This is a genomic window from Halomonas sp. ND22Bw (assembly GCF_003011945.1).
Taxonomy (GTDB): domain Bacteria; phylum Pseudomonadota; class Gammaproteobacteria; order Pseudomonadales; family Halomonadaceae; genus Halomonas; species Halomonas halophila.
The window spans coordinates 251,915-277,716 of sequence record NZ_PXWD01000003.1 but is presented as its reverse complement, the minus strand read 5'-3'; the positions used below and the strand labels follow the sequence as shown (position 1 = coordinate 277,716).

Genomic DNA, 25,802 nt, shown 5'->3' with positions numbered 1-25,802 from the left:
GCCGGCGGGGTCACCAGCTCTGAGTGGCCTTGAACTTGTCGAGACCGGCCTTGAGGCCGCTCTTGATGTCGTCGCTGTAGTCGCCGGACTCATTGATCTTGTCGAGCAGCTCGGCGTGCTCGGCCTTCATGTAGTCCTGCAGGGCACGCTCGAAGTCCAGCACCTTGCTGACCTCGACGTCTTCCAGGTAGCCCTCGTTGGCGGCGTACAGGGAGACGGCCATCTCGGCCACGGACATCGGCGCGTACTGGTTCTGCTTCATCAGCTCGGTGACGCGCTGACCGTGCTCCAGCTGCTTGCGGGTGGCCTCGTCCAGGTCGGAGGCGAACTGGGCGAAGGCCGCCAGCTCACGGTACTGGGCCAGGGCCAGACGCACGCTGCCGCCGAGCTTCTTGACGATCTTGGTCTGGGCGGAGCCACCGACACGAGACACCGAGAGACCGGCGTTGATGGCCGGACGGATGCCCGAGTTGAACAGATCGGTCTCGAGGAAGATCTGACCGTCGGTGATGGAGATCACGTTGGTCGGAACGAACGCGGAGACGTCGCCACCCTGGGTCTCGATGATCGGCAGCGCGGTCAGCGAGCCGGTCTTGCCCTTGACTTCGCCGTCGGTGAACTTCTCGACGTAGTCGGCGTTGACGCGCGCGGCGCGCTCGAGCAGACGGGAGTGGAGATAGAAGACGTCACCCGGGAAGGCTTCACGGCCCGGCGGACGACGCAGCAGCAGGGAGACCTGACGATAGGCCACGGCCTGCTTGGACAGATCGTCATAGACGATCATGGCGTCTTCACCGCGATCGCGGAAGTACTCGCCCATGGTGCAGCCGGAGTAGGCGGCCAGGAACTGCATCGGGGCCGGATCGGCGGCGCCGGCGGCGACCACGATGGTGTGCTCCATGGCGCCGTGCTCTTCGAGCTTGCGCACCACGTTGGCGATGGTCGACTGCTTCTGACCGATGGCCACGTAGACACAGGTGACGCCGGTGCCTTTCTGGTTGATGATCGCGTCGATGGCGATCGCGGTCTTGCCGATCTGGCGGTCGCCGATGATCAGCTCACGCTGGCCGCGGCCGATCGGCACCATGGCGTCGATGGACTTGAAGCCGGTCTGGATCGGCTGGTCGACGGACTGACGGGTGATGACGCCCGGGGCGACCTTTTCCACCGCGTCGGTCTTGTCGGTGCCGAGGTCGCCCTTGCCGTCGATCGGGTTACCCAGGGCGTCGACCACGCGACCGCGCAGCTCGGGGCCCACCGGCACCTCGAGGATGCGGCCGGTGCACTGGGCGGTCATGCCCTCTTCGAGCTGCAGGTAGTCGCCCAGCACCACGGCGCCGACGCTGTCGCGCTCGAGGTTCAGCGTCATGCCGTAGATGCCGCCGGGGAACTCGATCATCTCGCCGAACATCGCGTCGGTGAGGCCGTGGATCTGCACGATACCGTCAGACACGCTGACGATGGTGCCCTGGTTGCGGGCTTCGGTCGCGACATCCAGCTTCTCGATACGCTGCTTGATGATGTCGCTGATCTCGGAAGGATTCAGTTGCTGCATGCCATGTCCCTCAGACTCAGGCGGAAAGGGCCTCGTGGAGGCGGTTCAGTCGACCGCGCACCGACCCGTCGATGACGGTGTCGCCGGCGCGCAGGATGACGCCTCCCAGGAGGGTGGAATCCACCTGAGTGGTAATGGAGATTTCGCGGTTCAGACGCTTGGCCAGCGCGCTCGCGAGCTTGTCCTGCTGCGCTTCGTCCAGCGGGAAGGCAGAGACGATGTCGACGTCCATGCGCTTCTCCTCCTGGGCCTTGAGCAGCTCGAATTGCTCGGCGATGACCGGCAGGGCCGTCAGGCGACCCTGCTGGCCGACCAGACGCAGGAAGTTGCGCACGTCGTCGTCGACGGCATCGCCGCAGATCTCGACGATCGCATCCACCTTCTGTGCGCTGGAGAGTCGCGGGTTGCCCAGCACTCGACGGCGCATGTCGTCGTCTTCGACGACATGCGCCACGGTGGTGAGCATGCCGGACCAGTCCTCGAGCGCCTTACGTCCGACGGCGTGTTCGAAGGCCGCCTTGGCGTAGGGGCGAGCGACGGTAGACAGTTCCGCCATGGGTCACCTCCTCCTCAAAGCTCTTCGGCAAGTTGGTCAACGAGCTTGCCGTGCTGCTTCTCGTCGATGGAGGCTTCCAGGACCCGCTCGGCGCCGACGATGGCGAGCCGCGAGACCTGGCCACGCAGCTCTTCCTTCGCGCGGTTCACTTCCTGGTCGATCTCGGACTTGGCCTGGGCGATCATGCGCTCGCCTTCCTGGCGGGCCTGATCGCGCGCCTCGTCGATCATCTGGGTGGACCGCTTGTGGGCCTGCTCCAGGATTTCGGCCGCTTGCTCCTTGCTTTCACGCAGGGTCTCGCTGGCCTGCTGTTCGGCCAGTTCGAGGTCGCGAGAAGCACGGCTGGCAGCATCCAGGCCATCGGCGATCTTCTTCTGGCGCTCATGGAGCGCATTGCTGATCGGCGGCCACACGTACTTGGTGCAAAACCAGACGAAGATCGCGAAGGCGATCATCTGTCCGATAAGCGTCATGTTGATATTCACAGGGGCGTACCTCTGACAGATTCGTGGCGACCGGAAACAAGCAAACCGAGCGCAGCGCGCTCGGTATGCCAATCGTTAGCCGGCGACGACGAAGATCAGGTACATCGCGATACCAACGCCGATCATCGGCACGGCGTCCAGCAGGCCGGCCATCAGGAAGGTCTTGGTCTGCAGCTGGTTGCCCAGCTCCGGCTGGCGAGCGGTGGTCTCGAGCAGCTTGCCGCCCAGCAGAGCGAAGCCGATGCCAGTACCCAGAGCGCCCAGGCCGATCATGAGGGAAGCGGCGATGTAGACGAGTTCCATGATGATACTCCTTACGAGTTGAGGTTAAGTTTCAAGGGTTTATCGGGTATTACGCGATTCAGTGATGCTCGTGAGCAGCGTTCAGGTAGACCACCGTCAGCACGGTGAAGATGAACGCCTGCAAGGTGATGACCAGGATGTGGAAGATGGCCCAGGGAACGTTGAGGGTCCAGGACACCCAGAACGGCAGCAGGGCGATCAGGATGAAGATCACCTCGCCGGCAAACATGTTACCGAAGAGACGCAGGCCAAGGCTGAGCGGCTTGACGAGCAGGCCGATGATTTCCATCACCAGGTTGAAGGGGATCAGCAGCCAGTGGTTGAAGGGCGTCAGCGACAGCTCCTTAGCGAAACCACCGAGGCCCTTGACCTTGATGCTGTAGTAGATGATCAGGCAGAACACGCCCAGCGCCATGCCCAGGGTGGCATTGGGGTCGGTGGTCGGCACGAGCTTCATGTACTCGACCCCGAAGCGGGCGAACAGGGCGGGCGCGAAATCGACCGGCACCAGCTTGAGCAGGTTCATCAGGAAGATCCACACGAACAGCGTCAGCGCGATCGGGGCGATCAGCGGGTTCTTGCCCTTGAAGGCGCCGCGTACGGTGGATTCGATGAACTCGAAGACCATCTCGATGGCGTTCTGCAGCTTGCCGGGCACGCCGGTGGTCGCGGCCTTGCCGACCTTGCGGAACAGCCAGATGAACAGCGCGCCCATGGCCAGCGACCAGCCCATGGTATCCAGGTGAATGGCCCAGAACCCCATGTCCTGAGCCTCGGCAGCGGAGTGCGCGATGGACCAGCCGTTCTCGGGGTGGTAGCCATATGTCAGGTTTTGCAGATGGTGCTGGATATACTCCACAGGAGTCGGGTTATTGCCTGCCATGAGCTGCCTCGATTTCAGTGGGGTAATGGTCGCGTGCCCAGCCAGGCGGCCAGCCAGTGAACGAACAGCATCACCACATAAACGCCAAAGAATAAAGCATGATTTGAGGGGGGCACTGCGATGAACACCACCGCGAACAGAGCCACCGTCAAACCAAACTTACCCGCCTCCGCCTGATAGAGGCCGCTTACCATCCGGCGCGCCTGGCGGCCGCCCCGGTGACGAAACATTCGCCAGGCGAAGTAGCCGTTGGCGATCAGCGCCACGCCGCCACCCAGCAGGATCGAGACCGCATCTCCCGGGCTTCCCAGAAGCCATCCCAGGCCGGACAGCGCACCGAGCATAGCAACCTGCGCGGCCATCAACCATCCGAGAATCGGGCGCCTGTACCTGGCTGCCATGGGATCTCCGTGCACGTTGCCGACATTGGGGCCGACGTCGGCGTCCCGTTTCCTCGCGCTCTGCCGTTGGCGGTAGCCAATGGCGAGCCCGGCGCGATTATAGGGAACCCCCTCGATGCCTTCAACCGATCGCGGCCCGATATCGCGCGAAATCGCCCCAGCTTACGACTAAAAGTCGATAAGTTTCGAAAAACTGTTTAGCACCCTAACAGGGTCTACTTGATGTGGCCGAGGATGCCGTCCAGCTCGTCCAGGCTCGAGTAGCGAATGGTCACCTTCCCCTTCCCGCCGCGGCCGTGCTGGATCTTCACCGGTGCCCCGAGCAGGTCGCCGAGACGCGACTCCAGGCGCGCCACGTCGGGGCTCGCGGCCGGGGCCTCCGCCTTGGCCGGCTGCCCCTCGGCGAGCCGCTTCACCAGCGCCTCGGTGGCGCGCACCGTGAGGTCCTTGTTGACCACCTCATGAGCGGCCTGGCGCTGTTTGGGGCCCGACAGCGCCAGCAGCGCCCGGGCGTGCCCCATGTCCAGGTCGCCGCGTTCGAGCAGCGTCTGCACTTCGGGGTCCAGCGCCAGCAGGCGCAGCAGGTTGGCCACCTGGGCTCGTGAACGGCCCACCGCATCGGCGGCCTGCTGCTGGGTCAGCTCGAACTCGTCGAGCAGCCGCTTGAGCGCCAGCGCCTCCTCGATGGGATTGAGGTTCTCGCGCTGGATGTTCTCGATCAGGGCCAGGGCCAGGGCGACTTCGTCGGTGACCTCGCGGATCACCGCCGGGATGACGTCGAGCTCGGCGAGCTGGGCGGCCCGCCAGCGCCGTTCGCCGGCGATGATCTCGTAGCGCTGCTCGCCGATCGGCCGCACCACGATCGGCTGCATCACGCCCTGGGCGCGGATCGAGTCGGCCAGCTCCTCGAGGGCCTCGGGCTGGATGTCGCGGCGCGGCTGGTACTTGCCGCGGGACAGCTGTCCCAGCGGGAGGCGCTCGAGTCGCTCGTCGGCGGCGGGAGCCAGCGGCTCGGCGCCGTTGAGCTCGCCCTCCTCCGTCGCCTCCTCTGCCCCGGGCAGATCCAGGCTTTCGCGGCGGCGAGCGCCGGCGCCGATCAGGGCATCCAGCCCGCGTCCCAGAGCGCGTTGTTTGCGCGTCATCGAGTTCCCCTCATCGGTAAGCACCAAACGGTGTCGGCTACAGCGACAGGCGGCGAATCAGTTCCTTGGCCAGCACCCGGTGCGCCTGGCTGCCCCGCGAGAAGCGGGCGTACTTGGTGACCGGCAGGCCGTGGCTGGGCGCCTCGGCGACCCGCACGTTGCGCGGAATGGTGGTCTTGAGCAGGGCGTCGCCGAAGTAGTCGCGCAGCTGCTTGCTGACATCGCGGGTCAGGCTGTTGCGGCCGTCGAACATGGTCCGCAGGATGCCATGGATCTCGAGGCCGGGATTCACGCTGGCCTTGATCTGCTCAACGGTATCGAGCAGCGCCGAGAGCCCTTCGAGGGCGTAGAACTCGCACTGCAGCGGGATCAGCACGCCATCGGCGGCGGTCAGGCCGTTGACGGTCAGCATGTTGAGCGACGGCGGGCAGTCGATCAGCACCACGTCGTATTCGCCGGCGACCTCGCCCAGCGCCTTGACCAGGCCCTGCTCGCGCCCTTCCTCGCGGTCGAGCAGCTCGACCTCGGCGGCGGTCAGGTCGCCGTTGCCGGGCAGCAGCGCGTAGCCGGCCTCGGGGCAGTCCAGGATCACCTCGGTGGCCCGCTTCTCGCCCAGCAGCACGTCGAGCACGCTGCCGTCGAGGGCATGCTTGTCGACGCCGCTGCCCATGGTGGCGTGGCCCTGGGGGTCCAGGTCGACCAGCAGCACGCGCCGCTCCAGGGAGGCCAGGCTGGCGGCCAGATTGACGGCGGAGGTGGTCTTGCCCACGCCGCCCTTCTGGTTGGTCAAGGCGATAATCTTGGTCACGGCGACATCCTTGCGTTGGGAGACAGGGTTCACGGCGGCGCCCGGCGGCCTCCCCGGGCGCGGCTCAGCGCTCGCCGGGGGCGCGTTCGAGGATCACCAGGCGGCGATCGCCCACCGAGAAGGGCACCCTCAGCGTATGGCGGGCCACCGCCGCGATCCCTTCCGGCAGGCCGGCGAGCTCGTCCTCCACGGCGGGCCCCTTCATCGCCAGCCACTGTCCCCCCTCCCCCGGCAGCTCCCGGCTCAGGGCGAGGAAGTCCTCGAGGCTGGCGAAGGCCCGCGAGATGACCTGATCGAAGCCGCCGGCGGGGGCCTCGAAAGCCTCCACCCGGGCCTGGACGGGCGTGACCCGCGCAAGGCCCAGCTCCATCACCGCCTGACGCTGGAAGCGCACCTTCTTGCCGTTGCTGTCGAGCAGCGTGACGTCGAGCTCGGGCGCGAGAATCGCCAGCACCAGCCCCGGCAGGCCCGGGCCGGCGCCCACGTCGAGCAGGCTCGGGCCGGTCACGAAGGGCAGCACGGCGGCGCTGTCGAGCACGTGCCGGGCGACCATCTCCTCGGGATCGCGTACCGCGGTGAGGTTATAGGCGCGATTCCACTTGTGCAACAGCCCCACCAGCGCCACCAGCCGCTCGCGGCGATCCGCCGGCACATCGAGGCCGAGCTCGGCCAGGCCGCGCTCGAGGCGGTCGTTCAGGATCGTATCGTTCGGGGTCATCCGTTGGCCACTCGGGTGTCGTCCAGCAGGCGTCGCTTCTTGAGGTGGATCAGCAGGATCGAGACCGCCGCCGGGGTCACGCCGGAGATGCGACCGGCCTGGGCCAGGGTCTCGGGGCGCGCCTCGATGAGCTTCTGACGGATCTCGTTGGACAGCCCCTCGACCTGCTCGTAATCGAAGTCGTCGGGCAGCCGGGTGGCCTCGTGGCGCTTGAGCTTGTCGATCTCGTCCTGCTGACGGTCGATGTAGCCCTGGTACTTGGCCTGGATCTGCACCTGTTCGGCGATGCGCTCGTCCTCGACCGGCTCACCGACCAGGCCGGCCACGTCGGCGTAGCCGAGCTCCGGACGCTTGAGCAGGTCCAGCAGGTTGTATTCGCGGGCCAGGGGCTGGCCGGTCTTCTCGGCCACGCGGTCGGCGGCCTCGGTCTTGGGCTGCACCCAGCTGGCCTTGAGGCGCGCGCTCTCGGCCTCGATGCCCTCGCGCTTGGCGCTGAAGGCGGCCCAGCGGCGGTCATCGATCAGCCCCAGCCCCCGGGCGGCCTCGGTCAGGCGCAGGTCGGCGTTGTCCTCGCGCAGCAGCAGGCGATATTCCGCCCGCGAGGTGAACATCCGGTAAGGCTCCTTGGTGCCCAGGGTGATCAGGTCGTCGACCAGCACGCCGAGGTAGGCCTCGTCGCGCCGCGGCCACCAGGCCTCGAGCCCGCTGGCCCGACGGGCCGCGTTGAGGCCGGCCAGCAACCCCTGGGCGCCGGCTTCCTCGTAGCCGGTGGTGCCGTTGATCTGCCCGGCGAAGAACAGGTTGTGGATAAATTTCGTTTCCAGCGAGTGCTTGAGGTCTCGCGGATCGAAGAAATCGTACTCGATGGCGTAGCCGGGACGAGTGATGTGGGCGCTTTCCAGGCCCTTCATCGAGCGCACGACCTGCAGCTGAACGTCGAACGGCAGCGAGGTCGAGATGCCGTTGGGATACAGCTCGTGGGTATCCAGCCCTTCCGGCTCGATGAAGATCTGGTGGCTCGCCTTGTCGGCGAAGCGGTGCACCTTGTCCTCGATGGACGGGCAGTAGCGCGGCCCGACGCTCTCGATGGTGCCGGAGAACATCGGCGAGCGATCCAGGTTGGCGCGGATGATCTCGTGGCTGCGCTCGTTGGTCTGGGCGATGTGGCAGCTGATCTGGCGCGGATGCATCTCGCGGCTGCCGAGATAGGACATCACCGGCGTCGGGGTATCGCCCGGCTGCTCCTCGAGCGCCGAGAAATCGACGCTCTTGGCATCGATGCGCGGCGGGGTGCCGGTCTTCAGGCGATCGACCCGGAACGGCAGCGCACGCAGGCGCTCGGCCAGGGCGTTGGAGGGCGGATCCCCGGCGCGACCGCCACGGCTGTTGTCCAGCCCGATGTGGATCACCCCGCCGAGGAAGGTACCGGTGCACAGCACCACGGTCTCACCCATGAACCGCACGCCGGTCTCGGTGACCACGCCACGCACGGTGTCGCCGTCGACGATCAGGTCGCCGGCGGCCTGCTGGAAGATCGTCAGGTTGGCCTGGTTCTCCAGCATGCCGCGGATCGCCGCCTTGTAGCGCACGCGGTCGGCCTGGGCACGGGTGGCGCGAACGGCGGGACCCTTGCGGGAATTGAGTACCCGGAACTGGATGCCGCCCATGTCGGTGGCGAGTCCCATGGCGCCGCCCAGCGCATCGATCTCCTTGACCAGATGACTCTTGCCGATCCCGCCGATGGCGGGATTGCAGGACATCTGACCGAGGGTCTCGATGTTGTGGGTCAGCAGCAGGGTCCGGCAGCCCATGCGAGCCGAGGCCAGGGCGGCTTCGGTCCCGGCATGGCCACCGCCGATGACGATGACGTCGAAGCGGTCGGGGTACTCCAAGGTTCACCTCGATCGGCGCCGTCGCGCCGAATGTTGCGGTTCAGGGGTCGAATCAGCCCGCCAGTATAACCCCCTTGTGGGTAATCGTCAGGGTTTTCCACACCCGTTCCGGCCGATCCGCCTTCCTTCCGCCGAGACTTAAATAAAAAAACATATAGATAAAAAGAAGTTCTGTTGTGGTAGTGATTACTGGTGTGGACATTTCTCGTGGATAACTGATTTTACAGCTTACTTATCAACATCTTGTAATGTTGACCGAAGCAAGGACAAGGCGCGGACCGCCTGCGGAGGGCATGTTCGGGGCCTGTGGGTAACACCTCGGGTTACCCACAAGCCAGCGCGAACACGGCTTGTCCACCGAGTTCTTCCGGGCTTGTCACCGCGGCTGTGAACAACCACCTCGTTCTGTCCCCAGCCCCGGCATGGCCCGCGTGAGCGACGAATGGCGAAGAATCTTGTCCACAGGCCGAAAAACGCCCAAAAAAAGGCCCTGTCGCTGACGACAGGGCCCTTTGAGGCGGGAGGCATGGCGCTTGTCAGTGCTTGAGCACCCGGGACAGGAACTGCCGGGTGGGCTCGGCCTGAGGCGAGTCGAAGATCGTCTCCGGTGGCCCTTCCTCGGCGATCTCGCCCTTGTGAATGAAGATCACCCGGTCGGCCACCTCACGGGCGAAGCCCATCTCGTGGGTGACGATCAGCATGGTCATGCCCTCGTTGGCGAGCTCGCGCATGGCGTCCAGCACCTCGCCGATCATCTCCGGGTCCAGCGCCGAGGTCGGCTCGTCGAACAGCATCAGCCGCGGTTCCATGGCCAGCGCCCGGGCCAGTGCCACGCGCTGCTGCTGGCCGCCGGAGAGCTGGGTCGGATACTTGGCGGCCTGATCGGCGATGCCGACCCGGTCGAGCAGGCGCTCGGCGGTATCGGTGGCCTCATGGCGGCCCAGACCCCGCACCTTCATCGGCGCCAGGGTGACGTTGTCCAGCACGCTCAGATGCGGAAACAGGTTGAACTGCTGGAACACCATGCCGACCTCGGTGCGGATCTTCTGCAGCGCCTGGGTGGCCTTGCCGTGGGGCTTCAGGGGATTGCCGTCGACCTCCAGCTCGCCCTGCTGGAACTCCTCCAGGCCGTTGATGCAGCGGATCAGGGTCGACTTGCCGGAGCCACTGGCACCGATGATCACCACCACCTCGCCGGGAGTGACCTCGAGATCGATGTTCTTCAGCACGTGCAGGTCGCCGAAGGACTTGTTGAGCTTCTCCATGCGGACGATGCGCTCGCCGCCGGAGGGGGACGTCGGTTGGTTCATGTGCGTGTCTTCCTTCATTGTCCGACCAGGCCCTTGCGCTCGAGCAGGCGCAGCGCCGCCGAGAGCGACAGGGTGATGACCAGGTACAGCATGGCCACCATCAGATAGACCTCCAGGGCGTTGAAGGTGGTGGCGATATAGACCTGGCCCTGGCGGACCAGCTCGCCCACGCCGATCACCGAGAACAGTGAGGTGTCCTTGATGCTGATGATGCCTTGGTTGCCGAGCGACGGGATCATGCGCCGCAGCGCCTGGGGCCAGATGATGTAGCGGAAGGTCTGGCGCCGGGACAGGCCCAGCGACAGCCCCGCCTCGCGCTGGCCGCGCTCGATGGACTGCACGCCGCCGCGGACGATCTCCGAGATATAGGCACCGGAATTGACCGCGATGGCGGCGATGCCGGCCACCAGGGCGTTGATGGGGCCGCCGAGCAGCTGCGGCAGGCCATAGAAGATGAACAGCACCTGCACCAGCACCGGCGTGCCGCGGAAGACCTCGATGTAGGCCACCGCGGGCACCCGCAGCCAGCGCGACGGGCTGATGCGCAGCAGGCCGAACAGGATGCCGATCAGGAAACCGATCGCCAGGCCGGCGAAGGAGATCAGCAGCGTATAGGGAATCCCCGTGAGCAGATGGGGAATGGAGGCGAAGGCCGCCTGCCAGTCGAATTGAAAGGTGACGTCCACGTGGGAACTCCGTCAGGATGCGCAGGAGAGTGACGAGCCGAAATGCAACGGGGCCGGGTCATGTGACCCGACCCCGTTCAGGCGTTGGGCGACGATTACTCGCCGCTGGCGCTGCCGAACCACTTGCTGTGGATCTCGTCGTAGGTGCCGTCTTCCTTCATCGAGGCCAGGGCCTCGTTGACGGGCTCGACCCAGTCGCTGCCCTTGACCAGCACGATGCCGTACTGCTGGCCCTCGTAGAGCGGGCCGACGACCTTGGCTCGGCCCTCGCCCTGGGTCTGGGAGAAGTAGCCGACGTTGGGCGCGTCGTAGAAGACCGCGTCGACGCTGCCGCCGAGCAGCGCCATGTACATGTCGCTGGAGCCCGGATAGGGGGTGATGTCGGCGTCGTCGCCCAGGTTCTCCTGGAGATAGTCGTAGCTGGTGGAGCCGATCTTGGTGCCGACCGACTTGCCTTCCAGGTCCTCGATGGACTGGATGCTGTCGTCGTCGGCGTTGACCAGCAGGCGCAGGCCGCTGTCGTAGTAGGGATCGGAGAAATCGACGATCTCGGCGCGTTCGTCGGTGATGGTGATACCGGCGATGGCGATGTCGACGTTACCGGTCTGGACGGCGGGGATGATGCCGTTGAAGTCCATGGTGCGCAGGTTGTACTCGAACCCGGCCCGCTCGGCGACTTCGGCGACGATGTCCATGTCGAAGCCGACCATCTGGCCGGTTTCCTGGTCCATCATCTCGAAGGGCACGAAGCTCGGGTCGGTGACGACGTCCAGGGTCTCCTGGGCGTGGGCCGAGGTGGCGAGGCCCAGGGCGAGACAGGACGCCAGCGAGGCGACCGTGAATTGACGCTTCATGTGCTTCTCCATTGGAGTGATTTGTTGTGGAGTACAAATCAACCATGGCGAGTTGCCGTGAGAGCGTCAAGTCTCGGCAAATGTTGCGGCGGGGCTGGTCGTCAACGCTGCGGTTCAGACCATGAAGGAGGCGCCACAGCCGCAGGTGGTGGTGGCGTTGGGGTTCTGGATCAGGAAGCGCGCGCCGGCCAGACCTTCCTCGTAGTCGACCGTGGAGCCGACCAGGTACTGGTAGGAGAGCGGGTCGACCACCAGCGCCACGTCGCCGAACTCGATCAGGGTGTCGTCGTCGGCGATGTCCTCGGCGAGGTCGAAGCCGTACTGGAAGCCGGAGCAGCCGCCGCCGGTCACGTAGACCCTCAGCGTGAGCCCGGACTTGCCTTCCGCCTCGCCGAGGGCCTTGAGACGGGCCTTGGCGCTGTCGGAGAGCAGCAGAGGGGTAGGAACGAAGGATGCGGCACCGCTCATGGGTGACCTCCCCGGAAATCGATGAATGTCGTGCAGGACGACGATTATCCATAACCCTTAGCAAAAGGGTCAACTATTGAGGAGGGAGCTCTGCCCCCGGCGCGATGGCGACGGGGGCAGGCGATGGCCTCAGGGCATCATCGCCGGGGCGTCGAGGCCGGCGAACTCGTCGAGGCCGAACATCAGGTTGAGGTTGTGCACGGCCTGGCCGGAGGCGCCCTTGACCAGGTTGTCGATCACCGACAGCACCACCACGGTGTCGCCGTCGCCGGGGCGATGCACGGCCATCCGGCAGACGTTGGCGCCCTTGACGCTGCGCGTCTCCGGGTGGCTGCCCGCGGGCATGACATCGACGAAGGGCTCGTCGGCGAAGCGTTGCTCGAACAGCGCCTGCAGGTCGCCCGGCTCCCCTTGCAGGCGGCCGTAGAGGGTGGCGTGGATGCCGCGGATCATCGGCGTCAGGTGCGGCACGAAGGTCAGCCCCACCGGGCCGTTCGCGGCATCGCCCAGGCCCTGGCGGATCTCGGGCAGGTGGCGATGGCCGGAGGCGCCATAGGCCTTCATCGACTCGCTGGCCTCGGCCAGCAGCGACGGCACCTTGGCGCCGCGGCCGGCGCCGGTGACGCCGGACTTGCAGTCGGCGATCACGTGATCGGCGTCGATCAGGCCGGCCTCCAGCAGCGGCAGCAGGCCGAGCTGCACGGCGGTGGGGTAGCAACCGGGCACGGCGATCAGGCGCGCCTGACGAATCCGCTCGCGGTTGACCTCGGGCAGGCCGTAGACGGCCTCCTCGAGCAGTTCGGGCGCGCCGTGGGGCTGGCCGTACCAGGCGGCCCACTCGTCGGCGTCGCGCAGGCGGAAGTCGGCCGACAGGTCGATGACCCGGGTGCCGCGCTCGAGCAGATCAAAGGCCAGGGCGTGGGCCACGCCGTGGGGGGTGGCGAAGAACACCGCATCGCAGGCTGCCAGGCGCGCCGGATCGGGCTCGCTGAAGCGCAGCGCGTCGTAGTGGCCGCGCAGGTTGGGATACAGTTCGCTGACCCCGAGCCCGGCTTCGCTGCGCGAGGTGATGGCCTCGACGCTGACCTCCGGGTGGCGAGCCAGCAACCTGAGCAGTTCGACGCCGGTATAACCGGTGCCGCCGACGATTCCGACCTTGATCACGATGGGGCTCCTCGATGGTGGACGCTGGGACCTGAGTGGGAGGATATGATACACAAGAGGAAGGGCTCCCACCCAGCCTCGCAGGGGCCAGGGTTGAAATAGGGGCCGGGGTCTAACAGGAAGGACACCTTGCCGCGTTTTCCACTTCCCCGCTTCAGTCTCGATCGTTTCCGCCGCCAGCTGGCCAGCGTGGATGCACTGCCCCAGCTCTGCGTGCTGGGACTGGTCTCCGGCCTGATCACCGGCGGTCTGATGGTGCTGTTCCGCCTGGCGCTCCAGCTGGGCGCCATGATCTTCCTGCCGGGTGGCAATCCCGAGAACTTCGAGGCGCTGTCGCCGCTGACGCGTGCCCTGCTGCCACTGCTGGCGGTGACGCTGATCGGTGCCTGGCTATGGTGGTTGCGGCCCGCCGGCCGACAGATCGGCATCGCCCACGTGATCGAGCGACTGACCTACCATCAGGGGCGCTTCCCGGTGCGCAACTGGTTCACCCAATGGTGGGTGGGCCTGATCTCGGTGCTGGGCGGGCTCTCGGCGGGGCGCGAGGGGCCTGCCATCCATCTGGGCGCGGCGGCCTGCAGCGGACTCGGCCAGCGCCTGCGCCTGCCGCACAACAGCCTGCGCGTGCTGGTGGCCTGCGGCACCGCGGCGGGCATCTCGGCCTCGTTCCATACGCCGGTCGCCGGTGTCATCTTCGCCATGGAGGTGGTGATGATGGAGTACACCATCACCGGCTTCATGCCGGTGATCCTGGCCTCGACCATGGGCGCCGTGGTGTCCCAGGCGGTGTTCGGCTTCGAGCTGCCTTTCGAGGGCACCGGTCTCGCCCTGGGGTCGCTGCTCAACCTGCCCTGGATCGTGCTGAGCGCACTGGGCATCGGCCTGCTGGCCGGCGGTTTCGTGCGCGTGGCGCGTGCCGGCGATCGCCTCAAGCGCGTGCCCTTCGCGCTGCGCTTCGCCCTCGCCGGAGGCGTGGTCGGCGCCATGGCCTGGTGGTACCCCCAGGTGCAGGGCATGGGCTACGACACCCTGGGGCTGACCATCGGCGGCTCGCTGAGCCTCGACGTGCTGCTGGCGGTCGCCATCGGCAAGCTGTTGATCACTGCCTTCACCGTGGCCTGCGGCATCCCGGTGAGCATCATCGGCCCGGTGGTGGTGGCCGGCGGAGCGGCCGGCGCCCTGTGCGGCCTGCTCGGCGCCCAGCTGCTGCCGGATCTTGCCGCCGGCCCCGCCGTCTACGCCATGCTGGGCATGGCCGCGATGATGGGGGCCGTGTTGCAGGCGCCGCTGGCGGCGCTGATGGCGCTGCTGGAGCTGACCCATAACCCCAACCTGATCCTGCCCGGCATGCTGGCGGTGGTGGTGGCCGGTCTGACGTCGCGTCAGCTGTGCGGCTGCGACGGCTTCTTCATCAGCGTGACCCGCCACGGCCTGCATCCGCTGCAGCAGCCGCTGATGCAGGCCCTCAGCCGGGTCTCGGTGCCGGCGGTGATGGAGCGCGATCTGGTACGCTCGCGCCGTCGGGTGACCCTCGACCAGGCCAGTGCCCTGCTCGTGGCGAAGCCGGTGTGGATCGTGATCGAGCGCTCCAGCGATGCCAAGCCGACCCTGGCGCTGAAGGCGGCCGATCTGGCGCGCTGGATGCTCGAACATGACGAGACCGACAAGCTGATCGACAAGGAGGGCCGCCTGGACCTGCTGGAGATCCCCGGGCAGCGCCTCGACCTGGCGCCGATCCACCTGCAGGCGACGCTCTCCGAGGCCTTCTTGCGGCTCAATACCAAGCATGCCGACGCCCTCTACGTGGAGCACGGGCATCGGCCGAAGCAGAAGCGGATTTCCGGTATCATCACCCGCGACGCCATCGAGCGTTACTATCGCTACAGCGATGCACCCCCCGGCTAGGAGTCGACATGTACCTCTGGATCAAGGCCCTGCACCTGGTGGCCGTGGTGACCTGGTTCGCCGCCCTGTTCTATCTGCCGCGCCTCTACGTCTACCACGCCATGGCCCGGGATCGCGGCGAGTCGCAGGCCATCGAGTATTTCAAGACCATGGAGCGCAAGCTCTACCGGGGCATCATGACGCCCTCGATGATCGCCGTGCTGGTGTTCGGCGGCGGGCTGCTGGCGCTGAATCCGGGCTGGCTGTCCCAGGGCTGGATGCACGCCAAGCTGACCCTGGTGGCGGCGCTGGTGGCCTATCATCACGTGTGCCTGATCTATCTCAAGCAGTTCGCCGACGGTCGCTGCAGCCGCAGCCATCGCTACTTCCGGATCTTCAACGAGCTGCCGGTACTAGCCCTGCTGGCGATCGTCCTGCTCGCCGTGCTGAAGCCGTTCTGATGACAGGGGATGCGCAGACCCACCCCCATCTGCCGGCGGTACTGGTGCTGGCCGGCCACGATCCCACCGGCGGCGCCGGCCTGGTGGCCGACAGCGAGGCGGTGGCCGCCTGCGGCGGCTGGGCGCTGACCGTGCCCACGGCGTTGACGGTGCAGAACTGCCGCGACGTCGGCGCCGTGCAGCCGGTGGACGGCGCGCTGATCCGCGACGCCGCCGCAGCGCTGGAGGACATCGAGATCGCCGCCATCAAAGTCGGCCTGCTGGCCTCCGAGGCGGCCCTCGACGCGGTGGTGGAGATCATCCAGCGCCGGCCGGGCGTGCCGGTGGTGGTCGACCCGGTGCTCAGGGCCGGCGGCGGACATGAGTTGTCCACACCCACCTTGATCGAGACCTTTCGCCGGCGCCTGCTTCCCCTTGTGGATATCCTGACGCCCAACCGCCGGGAGCTGGCCCGACTGGCCGGTGGCGCCTGCGCCGACGACACCGAGCGTGCGGTCGAACTGATGCACCTGGGCTGCCAGGCGGTGCTGGTCACCGGTACCGACGATCCCGAGGAGCGGGTGCCCGCGGGGCGGGTACGGCACACCCTGCACGTGCCGGACGGCGATCGCCAGTGGACCTGGACGCGGCTGCCAGGCGTGTTTCACGGCTCCGGCTGCACCCTGGCGTCGTCGCTGGCGGCGCGGCTGGCCCAGGGAGAATCGCTGGTGGCGGCCTGCGAGCAGGCCCAGGCCTACACCTGGCAGACGCTGTCCCATGGCTGGCGCCCGGGTCACGACGACGGCGACGATCAGTGGCTGCCGAGGCGCCTGTGGCGGCTGCCGGTGGCTCGCTTCGAGCAGGACGCCTAGGCCCCGGACTGGTCATCCACGGCCCAAGCATCGAGAATGAGGCCATGACCGAGACATCTTCGCGGGGATGAGCGACGTTCACCGGGGAATCACCGCTCGCCCAGAGATTGTCCAGAGATTTATCCACAAGCCGAACGCCGTGACCGCGCGGCTCCGGCGTGATACGAAGCTTACTTTCAACAGCTAATGAGGTTGACATGACCACATCCGCCCAGCTCTTCGAACGGGCCTGCCGCCATATTCCCGGAGGCGTCAATTCGCCGGTGCGTGCCTTCAAGGGCCTGGAACGTCCACCGGTGTTCATGGAGCGGGCGCAGGGCGCCTACCTGTTCGACGTAGAGGGCAAGCGCTATGTGGACTACGTCGGTTCCTGGGGGCCGATGATCACCGGCCATGCCGACCCGGAGGTACTCGGCGCGGTGCGCGAGCGCCTCGACAGCGGCCTCTCCTTCGGCACGCCCACGGCCATCGAGACCACCATGGCCGACCTGATCTGCGAGATGATCCCCAGCATCGAGATGGTGCGCATGGTCAACTCCGGCACCGAGGCCACCATGTCGGCGATCCGCCTGGCCCGCGGCTATACCGGACGCGACAAGATCGTGAAGTTCGAGGGCAACTACCATGGCCACTCCGACTCGCTGCTGGTCAAGGCCGGTTCCGGCGCCCTGACCCACGGCGAGCCCAGCTCGCCGGGCGTGCCGGCGGCCCTGGCCGAGCACACCGTGACCCTGTCGTACAACGATCCGGATGCGGTCGAGCAGTGCTTCGAGGAGATCGGCGACCAGGTGGCCTGCATCATCGTCGAGCCGGTGGCCGGCAACATGAACTGCATTCCGCCGCAGCCCGGCTTCCTCGAGACCCTGCGCCGGGTCTGCGATCGCCATGAGAGCGTGCTGATCTTCGACGAGGTGATGACCGGCTTCCGCGTCGCCATGGGCGGTGCCCAGGCGCATTACGGCGTCGAGCCCGACCTGACCTGCCTGGGCAAGATCGTCGGCGGCGGCATGCCGGTGGGCGCTTTCGGCGGCCGCCGCGGCATCATGGAGAACATCTCGCCGCTGGGGCCCGTCTATCAGGCCGGCACCCTGGCGGGCAATCCGCTGGCCATGGCGGCGGGCATCGCCCTGCTCAACAAGCTGCGCGAGCCGGGCTTCCACGACGCTCTCAGCCAGCGCGTCGAGACCCTGTGCCACGGCCTCCAGGAGCGGGCCGATGCCGCCGGCATCAACATGATCACCCAGCAGGCCGGCGGCATGTTCGGCGTGTTCTTCACCGGGCAGAGCCGGGTCGATAACTTCGCCCAGGCCACCGCCTGCGACGGCGACGCCTTCCGCCGCTTCTTCGCCAGCATGCTCGAGCAGGGCGTCTACATGGCGCCTTCCGCCTTCGAGGCCGGCTTCATGTCCAGCGCCCATGCGCCCGAGGACATCCAGCTGACCCTGGACGCGGCCGAGGTGGCCTTCGCCGCCATGCGCCAGGACTGACGGCACCCGACAAGACCGCGTGAACGGAGAAGAACGATGAACCAGCGACACGCCCCCGGAAGTCCGACCCGAGATGTCACCCTGGAGACGCTGGTCGAGCGCCTGAGCGCCTGGCATGCCGATCACGCCACCGACGAGGCCACGCCCCTGCATGAGGCCGTTCAGCGGCGCGTGGCCGCCGAGACGCAGGCCCTGACGGCGCTGGTGGTCGCCGACGAAGACCGCCAGCGACTGCAGGCCCTGAATCGCTGGCTGGAGGAGAACCTGTCCCGCCTGGCGCCCGTCTTCAAGACGCGCGAGGCCCGGCGGCTGCCGCGCAGCTGGGCCTGCGAGCACCCTGACAGCCGGCTGCTGGACGAAGGGCGCGTGGTGATGGTCAATGCCATCGATCGCGACCTTCAGGGCCACGGCGCCGAGGTCGTCCAGGATCCGGCCGCGGACCTGGCCTCGCTGCTGGTGGGGCTCGAGGTGCGTGACGAGCCGCGGCTGGCACGGCTGGCGCTGGACGGGTACCTGCGGCTCAGTGGTGACTACCAGGCCGCCCGGCTGCTGTCGGTGTTCCGGGTGCTCGAGTGCCTGGCCGGCGCGCGTCGCGCCCTGCGTCGGTTGGAGGCGGCCGAGGGCGACGACGAGCGCCCTGCCCTGCGGGCGGAGACCATGGGCGCCTGCCGCCGCTATCTGGAGCTGGCGGAACGCCATGCGGAGTTCCGCTTTCCGCCGCTGGTCATCGGCGTCGGGGTGTCGGGCAGTGGCAAGAGTCGCTTCACCCGCAACCTGGTGACTCGCCTGGGCGCGGTGCGGGTGGCATCCCATGCTGAGCGGCGTCGCCTGCATGGACTTTCTCCACAGGCGGTGGAGGGCGAAGCGTCTGTGGATATCTTCGATGCCTCGACCACAGAGCGTACCTATCAGCGGCTGGCGCAGTGTGCCGGCCACCTGCTGGATGCCGGCCTGCCGGCCTGCATCGACGCGACCTGCCTGACCCGGGCGCAGCGCGACTGGCTGCGGCATCAGGCCGAGAGCCGGGGGCTGCCGGTGCTGCTGGTCAGCTTCGAGGCGGATCAGGCGACCCTGACGCGGCGCATCACCAAGCGAGCCGGACGCCATGGCGTGACCGCGGAGGAAGGTCTCGCGGTGCTGTCGCATCAGCAGGCGGCCTTCGAGCCCTTCTCCGACGAGGAACGCTTCCACCTCGTGCGGCTGGACACGACGGCGGACAACGCCGGCGAAACGCTGGCCGGGCTGATCCAGGAGCATATGCACTGGAGCTAGTGCCTGCCGAGACCGGCTGCCAGGGCCGGTCTCTCCGCTATCTATTTCCTTCTCTCGTTACCCTCCACTTCTCCCTCTTGCATGCTCCCGAGTGTTACGTCGGCTTGGCACCCTGTCCTGCGGTTCGGTGTTAGCTGATATGGCATAATATATTGAAAATTAAGGACAAATATTAAGGTGTGACGACAGTGTCAAGACTGCAACAGGTTTGTACCTAATATGTTTCAGTATGTTAAAACACTGTTTTTAAGGATTTTATTCTCTCATGGCCGCTCTATGATCGAAGCCACTGTTTCATCAGCCTGACACTCCGCTCGGCAATATCCCGCCACTGTCCTTCCTGCCCCTCCCCATACCCGACGTCTCACGATTTCTTCGTCCGCACTATCAGACGGTTAGCGAAAACTGGCACGCCCCGTGCTCTAGGTTTCATGCCTGCGAGTGGGATCTTCAAGGGTTCACGAGAGACCTCCGGCTCAGCAGGCCGTGACACCGACGCCGGCAGCGATCCGAGGATCGTCCGGCAAGACGCAAGGGATTCTGTCGAATCGAACGGGAGTGTGATCATGAGTACCAAAGCATATGCAATCGCGGGAACTTCCCTGCTGGCGCTGGTCATGGCGATTTCCACTGCCCAGGCCAACCCGACCGCCAATGGCGATAATGCCTTCCAGTTGGTGGATTCCGATGCACAGGCAACTGGCGGCGCTGGGGGCAGCAGTAGTGGCGGCTCCGGCAACGGGTTTGGTGCAGCCAATTCCGAAGCCAATGGCACCGGTAGCGGTACCGGCATCCTCGGCTTTGGCGAAGGCAAGGGGAAAGGCGGTAGCGCGGCTGCTACCGGGCTTGGCTATGGTTACGGCGGTGCCGGCGGGCCGGCCGGTGACGGCGGCGATGCCTGGGCGATGAGTGAGTCCTACAACACCGCCGTCAGCGTGATCTCCGAGCAGAGCATGACGTCGAGCGTCACTGGCTCTCCCATTACTGTCATTGGTGGCACAGGAGCAGCGGGTGCTACTGGTGGGCAAGGCGGCATCAACGCAGCGGTTAGCGTCGGCGCTGGTATCGGCGGTAGTGGTGGTTCCGGTACCGGTGGTGCTGGCGGTGGTTCCGGTGCCTTGGGTGCAGGTGCTGGCCAAGGTGGTGCCGGCACCGGCGTAGGTGCCGGCGTAGGTGCCGGCCAAGGTGGCAGCTCTGGTGCTGGTGCTGGCTCTGCCGCTGGTAACAACGAAACCGGCGGCGCCGCTGGTACCGGTATCGGTGCCCTGGTCGGTCTCGGACTTGGGTTGGCCGATGATTCATCCGGTGACCAGAACGCCAAGGCAGGCTCCACTCACGCAGATTCCGCGGCCGGCGACGGTAGCGGTGCTGGCTTCGGTGCCGGTTCAGGCACCGGTGGTAATGGCAGTGGCAGCGGCTGGGCCGGTGCAGTGGCCGGCGATGGCGGCGATGGCTACGGCGGCGGCGGCGGCGGCGGCCAAGGTGTCGGTGGTAACGCCTATGCCGCAGGGGCCAACGGCGGTGCCGGGGGCAACGGGGGCAACGGCGGCGCAGCCGTCCTGCGCACCGGCGCTTCCAGCATCTCCGTGGCGGCCGGCGGCGTCTACGGCGGCGTGTCCAACATGAACAGCTCCAGCGGGTTCTACAACTCGCAGCTGTCCGGCACCAGCATCTCCGCCCACAGCGGCGTGAGCATCGGCAACTGATGGCTCGGGCCTCGTGAGAGGCCCGTTTGCCCAATCGGGAACTGGCGGACGAGGCTCCGCCAGTTCCTTCACTGTCCGTTTATAGTCAGTGGAGGCAGAGCGATGAAAGGTTCAGTGCAGTGGCTCGCCGCGGGTGCCATCATATTGTCTGCCGGCATGGCGTCGAGCCTGCAGGCCGACGATGCCCGAATGGCCGACGGCTTCGGGTCGATGCAGGAAGTCTCGACGGATGTTCTGGAGCAGGCACGGGGTCGAGACGTCAACGTGCATCTCGATCAGGTAACGGTTCAGAGCATTCAGGACATGGACGCGGCCAGTTTCGGATCGAGCTTCAAGGTGGTCAACGGCGACATGGTGACAGGCAATATCACCTTCGAAGGCGGTTCGATGGGCCATTACAGCGGTACCGGCATCTTCAACAACGTGACCGGGAATGCCAATGCGATCAACAACGCCATCGGTATCAGTGTCTATGTCGCCAACCCATGAACGACACCCCAAACGGTGAGAGTGCCGTTCGGTGTCAGGGGGCTCGATCATGCGTAAGCAGCTGAAAGGTGCTGCCCTGTTCGCCGTCATGATGCTGTCGGCGTTCGAGTCGTTCATCCCGCCTGCCGAGGCGGGAACGGTAAGAATTTCCAATCCCTTCGGCCACTTCGAGGTCGAAGCCAAGAGTCTGGCGGAGCTCAGCTGGGAAGGTGTTGTGCGCCAGCAGTACGACTACAGCTGTGGATCCGCGGCCGTCGCCACCCTGATGACCTACCACTATGACCGCCCCACCACCGAGGGCGAGGTCTTCGAGGCCATGATCCGACGTGGGGATCGCGAGCAGATCGAGACCTACGGCTTTTCCATGCTGGACATGAAACGCTTCCTGGATGACAGGGGGCTCAATGCCGACGGCTTCGAGATCGCATTGGATGACTTCATCCGCATCGGCGTTCCGGCCATCACGCTGGTCAATACCGGGGGGTACAAGCACTTCGTGGTCGTCAAGGGAATGGATGCCGACAACGTGCTGGTGGGCGATCCGGCAGCCGGAACGGTCGTGGTGCCCAAGGATATCTTCGAGACGTTATGGAGCAACAAGGTGCTCGGTGTGCGCAACGAAATCGAGGTGGCACGAGCGAACTTCAACAGTGAACGGGACTGGCGCGTGCGGCCCCCCTCGCCGATCGAGTCAGGGGTTCGACGCACCAGCGTGGGATCGTATCTGCTGACACTGCCGGGCGCCAACGAGCTGGGCAGGTGATGATCTCGCAGGAGTGACCAACCATGAGCATGCAGCATGCAGGAAATGTGATGGGGGGAAGCCGGTGGAGAGGCTGCCGGCGGGGCATCAGCCTCCTGGTAGCGTCGGTTTCTCTGGCGGTGGCGTCGGCATCCCCGGCCGCGACATCACCCTCGGGCATCCTGTCGGCGGGAACGCACGATATTTACTATCGCGGGGAAGTGCTGCCTGACGAAGGCATGGCAGAGCTTCGTGGCGGCTTTCGGCTGGCGGGGATGGATCTCAACTTTGGCGCCAAGCTGACCACGGCCATCAATGAACGGGTTCGTTACATCACCCAGGTGGCCTTCGACAATGCCGGTGCCAGGGTGCTGTCCAGCACCCTGGAGCAATCGGGTTCCGAGCCCGTCACTCAGGTGGGTGGGCCAGGCGGCGTCGATGCGGCGAGTATCGGCGGCAAGATCGATCTCACCGGGCTTTCCGACTTTTCCGGTGTCCTGATGAGCGATGGCAAGGGGGGGATGACGGCGGCGCTGCACAATATCACGCGCGATGCAATCGTCAGCAGCCTGTCGACGACTGCCAGCGGGCAGAGCATCAGTAACGAGATCGACGTCAGCGTGCAGGTCATGAATATCGGCGAGATGCGCTCTTTCCGCCAGAGAGGTGCGATTCTCAACTCGCTGCAGGGGATTCTTCCTCGCTGACCGATAGCGATAGAACGATACACAAAGAAGGCTGCCCGTTCTTTGGGCAGCCTTTTCTCGTTAGGCAATGTCTGAAAACTGTCTGTGCTCGGCTATACGGCGTTAAAAATCAGCTCGGGCGCGAGTCCGATCAAAATGCTCATTTACCGCTCGTAAACTCCGTTCTTTCACTGATTTTTTCCTTGTTTATCCTTCGCTCGTCGACTTTTCAGACAAAGCCTAGTCATCGTTTGTCAGAAGACATTCAGCCCGAAGGGAGTCCGCAGGGTGAGGGTGGTATCCGGGGCGTCTTCCGTCACGCCGAATTCCAGCCCCAGGTTGAACACCGAGTCGTCGGACATCTGGTAGGACCAGCCGAGCAGCATGGAGCCCACGTTCAGCGAGCGGCCGCTTTGGGTGACGGTACTGCCGGTATCCGGATTGACGAAGGTGGTATCGGTCTCCTGGATGAAATCGTTCTTGTAGCCCAGCGTGAAGGACGACCGTGGGTTGATCGAGTACGACATGCCGAGGCTCATACGTACGGCATCCCCCGGATCGACCTCCTTGACTCTGACCCCACCGATCGTTTCGTTGACATCGTCCTCGAGGTTGAACAGATAGCCCAGGTTGGCGAAGTAGACCGCCGGTGCGGACGGAAGCAGCACGGTCAGGCTGGGCTCAATCGAGTGGAAGCCAGAACCGGTGGCCAGTTCCCGCTCGATGCCATTGCTGTCGCGATCGACGTCGAAGGGGCCCGTACCGGTGGTCGACTTGTAGCGCAGGTTACCCACGAAGAAAGGGCCGCCCCCCTGGCCGCTGTTGATCTGATAGTGGGCGGCCAGCTCGATATCCCCCAGTCCATCCCCGGACTGGCTTCTATCGAGATCGAAAGGCTCGTTGGCTTCGTTGACGCTGAAGCTTGCCGTATCGTCCCGGTACAAATAGGGCACGCGCAGTTCCAGTTCGAGCCGGTCGGTTACCCCGAGCCGGCCGGTGACGGAGGTGGTGAAGGTATCGCGATCGATATCCTCGGCGGCCAGCACGCCGATCTGCAGCGTGCTGAGTATCTCGACGCCGCGGAAGGTCAGTCGATTGACGCTGGCGTGGGAGTACTGGAACTCGGGCTCGATGACGAGGCGCCCCTTGGGGGTCAGAACGCCGCCGATATCGGGGATGGCCTGAATCTCCGGAGCCTCTTCCGCGGGGGGCGGTCGCTGCCCCACGGGATCGATGGCACCGTCACTGCCCGTCTGGGCCCAGGCATGTCCGGCCATGGCGAGTGGTGCCAGACCACAGGCCAGCGTGAAACCTCTTTGGATCAGTTTCATGACGTTGTCCCTTTTGTCCCTTTTTTCAAGGCCTTGCGCTATCGCGCCCCATGGCTTTCACGCCATCGGGCCTTTTTGAGTGATACTCGTGGAGAGCATAGACCAACCTGTCTTCGTGCTGGGGGAAATCCTGGTGATTCCGGCTAACGTTGTGTGTCCTCCGATGCCGGTCGGAGATCGAAGGCAATCAATGATGTCGGGCATCAAAGCTGGAGGATTTATTTAACTCTATTGAAATTCAATACGTTAGGTTCTTTCGAACCTGTTTGCTCGGCGTGATTGGCAATGTCATCCCCCTGGCCTTCACGATGTATCTTGTGCTTTTCCATCAGACGGTAGAGCGTGACTCGGGAAATCCCCAGCTCTCGTGCGGCGTGCAGAATATTGAAGGAATGGCGTGTCAGAGATGCCATGACGACACCGCGTTCTGCCAGGTCTCTCGCTTCCTCCAGGCTTGATGCGTAACGAGCGTCCAGCACTCGACGCTCCAGCCCAAGATCGCTGGGGCGAATCAGTGGATGCTCGCTCATGACCATCGCCCTTCTCACACGATTGATCAGTTCTCGAATGTTGCCCGGCCACTCATAAAGCTGCATGACGGACAGACTGTCCTTGCTGAACCCGCTGACGATGGAAGATTTTTCCATGGAGAACTTGTTGAAGAAGTAATGAGCCAGGGTGGCGATGTCATCGCCTCTCTCGCGCAGAGCAGGTACTCGAATCTGAAGGACATTGAGGCGGTGAAAGAGGTCTTCCCTGAATTTTCCTTCGCTTACTGCCTTTTCGAGGTCCACGTGCGTTGCGGCCAGAACACGAACATCGACCTCGATTTCCTTGAGGCCCCCTACCCTCTGGATCGTATGGTTTTCCAGGAACCGTAGCAGGTTGACCTGCATGTCCAGGGGGAGGTCGCCGATCTCATCCAGGAACAGCGTGCCGCCATCCGTGTTCTCGATGATGCCAATCTTTTTCTGTGATGCACCGGTAAAGGAACCCTTCTCGTGACCGAACAGTTCCGACTGGATAAGATTGCTCGGCAAGGCACCGCAGTTGATGGCATTGAAGGGAGACTTCGCGCGAGCGGACGCCCGGTGAATGGCCTTGGCCGCCAGCTCCTTGCCCGTGCCGGACTCTCCTTGAATAAGAACGGGGGCATCGACGGCACCCACCTTTTGAATGGACCTGAATAGCGTCTTGATGACGGGGCTTTCACCGACCATCTGGCATTCATGTCTGCCTCTGTGGCCACCTTCCTCTTGAATATCTTTATCCAGATTGATGACCGACAAGAGGTTTTCAAGTGCATGATGGAGCCTCGCCGTATCGATCGGGAGGCGATGATAACCAAAGAAGAGACGGGCTATCCCTTGATGGTGACGAAGGTTATCGAAAACTTCCTGGTGGCTGATGGCTATCAGTCTTGTGTCAAGCCTGTTGGCAGCATTCTCGAATATCGTGGCGTCATCGAGATCTTCTTGTGTCAGAAAAACGATGCCGACATCATGGCCCGGGAGGTTTTCTGTGAAGGGAAGGCTGTCCAGTCTTTCAATATGCGTAATATCCCAGCCACACTCTTTCAGCTCCCCGATGAGTTTTTCGCTACCTTCTAAAGGCTCACTAATGAAGAGTAGCTTGTTTTTGGGTTTCATCGCACATCCCTGATGTTCT

Annotated in this window: 26 protein-coding genes; 9 read left to right on the top strand and 17 right to left on the bottom strand. The window is 65.0% G+C overall.

The annotated features are described in order from the left end of the window. Positions 1-10: 10 nt before the first annotated feature. From atpA to argC, 15 genes are all read right to left on the bottom strand, one after another. Positions 11-1,555, bottom strand: a complete 1,545-nt coding sequence (atpA, locus tag CVH10_RS06335; RefSeq protein ID WP_035594496.1) for a F0F1 ATP synthase subunit alpha — start codon at positions 1,553-1,555, stop codon at positions 11-13. 16 nt (positions 1,556-1,571) lie between these two features. Further along, entirely contained in the window at positions 1,572-2,111 is a 540-nt protein-coding gene (locus CVH10_RS06330; RefSeq protein ID WP_035594498.1) for a F0F1 ATP synthase subunit delta, read from the bottom strand. 14 nt (positions 2,112-2,125) lie between these two features. Further along, positions 2,126-2,596, bottom strand: coding sequence for a F0F1 ATP synthase subunit B (locus CVH10_RS06325; RefSeq protein ID WP_026068332.1), 471 nt, complete (start codon positions 2,594-2,596; stop codon positions 2,126-2,128). Positions 2,597-2,671: 75 nt separating this feature from the next. After that, complete coding sequence (gene atpE, locus CVH10_RS06320) at positions 2,672-2,899, bottom strand: F0F1 ATP synthase subunit C (RefSeq protein WP_016854214.1); 228 nt, start codon at positions 2,897-2,899, stop codon at positions 2,672-2,674. Positions 2,900-2,957: 58 nt separating this feature from the next. Beyond that, positions 2,958-3,782, bottom strand: coding sequence for a F0F1 ATP synthase subunit A (gene atpB, locus CVH10_RS06315; protein ID WP_035594500.1), 825 nt, complete (start codon positions 3,780-3,782; stop codon positions 2,958-2,960). A gap of 14 nt (positions 3,783-3,796) precedes the next feature. Further along, a complete protein-coding gene (locus CVH10_RS06310) occupies positions 3,797-4,144 on the bottom strand; it encodes an ATP synthase subunit I (RefSeq protein WP_369335743.1) in 348 nt (115 codons plus the stop codon). Positions 4,145-4,398: 254 nt separating this feature from the next. Then, complete coding sequence (locus tag CVH10_RS06305; RefSeq protein WP_035594505.1) at positions 4,399-5,325, bottom strand: ParB/RepB/Spo0J family partition protein; 927 nt, start codon at positions 5,323-5,325, stop codon at positions 4,399-4,401. 37 nt (positions 5,326-5,362) lie between these two features. After that, positions 5,363-6,133, bottom strand: coding sequence for a ParA family protein (locus CVH10_RS06300; protein WP_035594508.1), 771 nt, complete (start codon positions 6,131-6,133; stop codon positions 5,363-5,365). 64 nt (positions 6,134-6,197) lie between these two features. Continuing rightward, positions 6,198-6,851, bottom strand: a complete 654-nt coding sequence (gene rsmG / locus CVH10_RS06295) for a 16S rRNA (guanine(527)-N(7))-methyltransferase RsmG (RefSeq protein ID WP_035594510.1) — start codon at positions 6,849-6,851, stop codon at positions 6,198-6,200. After that, positions 6,848-8,743, bottom strand: a complete 1,896-nt coding sequence (gene mnmG / locus CVH10_RS06290) for a tRNA uridine-5-carboxymethylaminomethyl(34) synthesis enzyme MnmG (RefSeq protein ID WP_035594513.1) — start codon at positions 8,741-8,743, stop codon at positions 6,848-6,850. Before mnmG ends, rsmG begins: the two co-directional genes overlap by 4 nt. A gap of 536 nt (positions 8,744-9,279) precedes the next feature. Further along, positions 9,280-10,053, bottom strand: a complete 774-nt coding sequence (locus CVH10_RS06285) for an amino acid ABC transporter ATP-binding protein (RefSeq protein ID WP_046078872.1) — start codon at positions 10,051-10,053, stop codon at positions 9,280-9,282. A gap of 14 nt (positions 10,054-10,067) precedes the next feature. After that, on the bottom strand, positions 10,068-10,739 hold the full coding sequence (locus tag CVH10_RS06280; protein ID WP_035594515.1) for an amino acid ABC transporter permease: 672 nt from the start codon (positions 10,737-10,739) through the stop codon (positions 10,068-10,070). 95 nt (positions 10,740-10,834) lie between these two features. Continuing rightward, entirely contained in the window at positions 10,835-11,593 is a 759-nt protein-coding gene (locus CVH10_RS06275; protein WP_035594518.1) for a transporter substrate-binding domain-containing protein, read from the bottom strand. A gap of 114 nt (positions 11,594-11,707) precedes the next feature. After that, complete coding sequence (gene erpA / locus CVH10_RS06270; protein ID WP_035594520.1) at positions 11,708-12,061, bottom strand: iron-sulfur cluster insertion protein ErpA; 354 nt, start codon at positions 12,059-12,061, stop codon at positions 11,708-11,710. Positions 12,062-12,190: 129 nt separating this feature from the next. Beyond that, positions 12,191-13,225 carry an N-acetyl-gamma-glutamyl-phosphate reductase gene (gene argC, locus CVH10_RS06265; protein ID WP_035594523.1) on the bottom strand — a complete coding sequence of 345 codons (1,035 nt, stop codon included), beginning with the start codon at positions 13,223-13,225 and terminating at the stop codon, positions 12,191-12,193. Positions 13,226-13,354: 129 nt separating this feature from the next. On the opposite strand from argC, the gene CVH10_RS06260 reads away from it, so the two are divergent. From CVH10_RS06260 to CVH10_RS06220, 9 genes are all read left to right on the top strand, one after another. Next, positions 13,355-15,130: a chloride channel protein gene (locus tag CVH10_RS06260; protein WP_035594525.1), complete on the top strand. Its 1,776-nt coding sequence runs from the start codon at positions 13,355-13,357 to the stop codon at positions 15,128-15,130. A gap of 8 nt (positions 15,131-15,138) precedes the next feature. Further along, the gene (gene hemJ / locus CVH10_RS06255; RefSeq protein WP_035594529.1) at positions 15,139-15,570 is read left to right on the top strand and encodes a protoporphyrinogen oxidase HemJ; all 432 of its coding nucleotides are present in this window, start codon (positions 15,139-15,141) and stop codon (positions 15,568-15,570) included. Continuing rightward, the gene (locus tag CVH10_RS06250) at positions 15,570-16,421 is read left to right on the top strand and encodes a hydroxymethylpyrimidine/phosphomethylpyrimidine kinase (protein ID WP_106488135.1); all 852 of its coding nucleotides are present in this window, start codon (positions 15,570-15,572) and stop codon (positions 16,419-16,421) included. The genes hemJ and CVH10_RS06250 overlap by 1 nt, the downstream gene beginning before the upstream one ends. 197 nt (positions 16,422-16,618) lie before the next feature. Next, on the top strand, positions 16,619-17,908 hold the full coding sequence (gene hemL, locus CVH10_RS06245) for a glutamate-1-semialdehyde 2,1-aminomutase (RefSeq protein WP_106488134.1): 1,290 nt from the start codon (positions 16,619-16,621) through the stop codon (positions 17,906-17,908). A 36-nt stretch (positions 17,909-17,944) separates the two neighbouring features. Next, entirely contained in the window at positions 17,945-19,180 is a 1,236-nt protein-coding gene (locus CVH10_RS06240) for a bifunctional aminoglycoside phosphotransferase/ATP-binding protein (RefSeq protein ID WP_106488133.1), read from the top strand. A 566-nt stretch (positions 19,181-19,746) separates the two neighbouring features. Next, complete coding sequence (locus CVH10_RS25595) at positions 19,747-20,886, top strand: hypothetical protein (RefSeq protein WP_181244368.1); 1,140 nt, start codon at positions 19,747-19,749, stop codon at positions 20,884-20,886. Between the two features lie 102 nt (positions 20,887-20,988). Further along, the gene (locus tag CVH10_RS06230) at positions 20,989-21,375 is read left to right on the top strand and encodes a hypothetical protein (protein ID WP_146142910.1); all 387 of its coding nucleotides are present in this window, start codon (positions 20,989-20,991) and stop codon (positions 21,373-21,375) included. A 49-nt stretch (positions 21,376-21,424) separates the two neighbouring features. Further along, on the top strand, positions 21,425-22,138 hold the full coding sequence (locus tag CVH10_RS06225) for a C39 family peptidase (RefSeq protein WP_081945802.1): 714 nt from the start codon (positions 21,425-21,427) through the stop codon (positions 22,136-22,138). 23 nt (positions 22,139-22,161) lie between these two features. Continuing rightward, the gene (locus tag CVH10_RS06220) at positions 22,162-22,824 is read left to right on the top strand and encodes a hypothetical protein (protein WP_106488131.1); all 663 of its coding nucleotides are present in this window, start codon (positions 22,162-22,164) and stop codon (positions 22,822-22,824) included. 233 nt (positions 22,825-23,057) lie between these two features. On the opposite strand, the gene CVH10_RS06215 is transcribed toward CVH10_RS06220, so the two are convergent. Together CVH10_RS06215 and CVH10_RS06210 are read right to left on the bottom strand one after the other, a co-directional pair. Beyond that, positions 23,058-24,134 carry a transporter gene (locus CVH10_RS06215; protein ID WP_052052415.1) on the bottom strand — a complete coding sequence of 359 codons (1,077 nt, stop codon included), beginning with the start codon at positions 24,132-24,134 and terminating at the stop codon, positions 23,058-23,060. Positions 24,135-24,352: 218 nt separating this feature from the next. After that, positions 24,353-25,783, bottom strand: a complete 1,431-nt coding sequence (locus CVH10_RS06210; protein ID WP_106488130.1) for a sigma-54 dependent transcriptional regulator — start codon at positions 25,781-25,783, stop codon at positions 24,353-24,355. Positions 25,784-25,802: the final 19 nt, after the last annotated feature.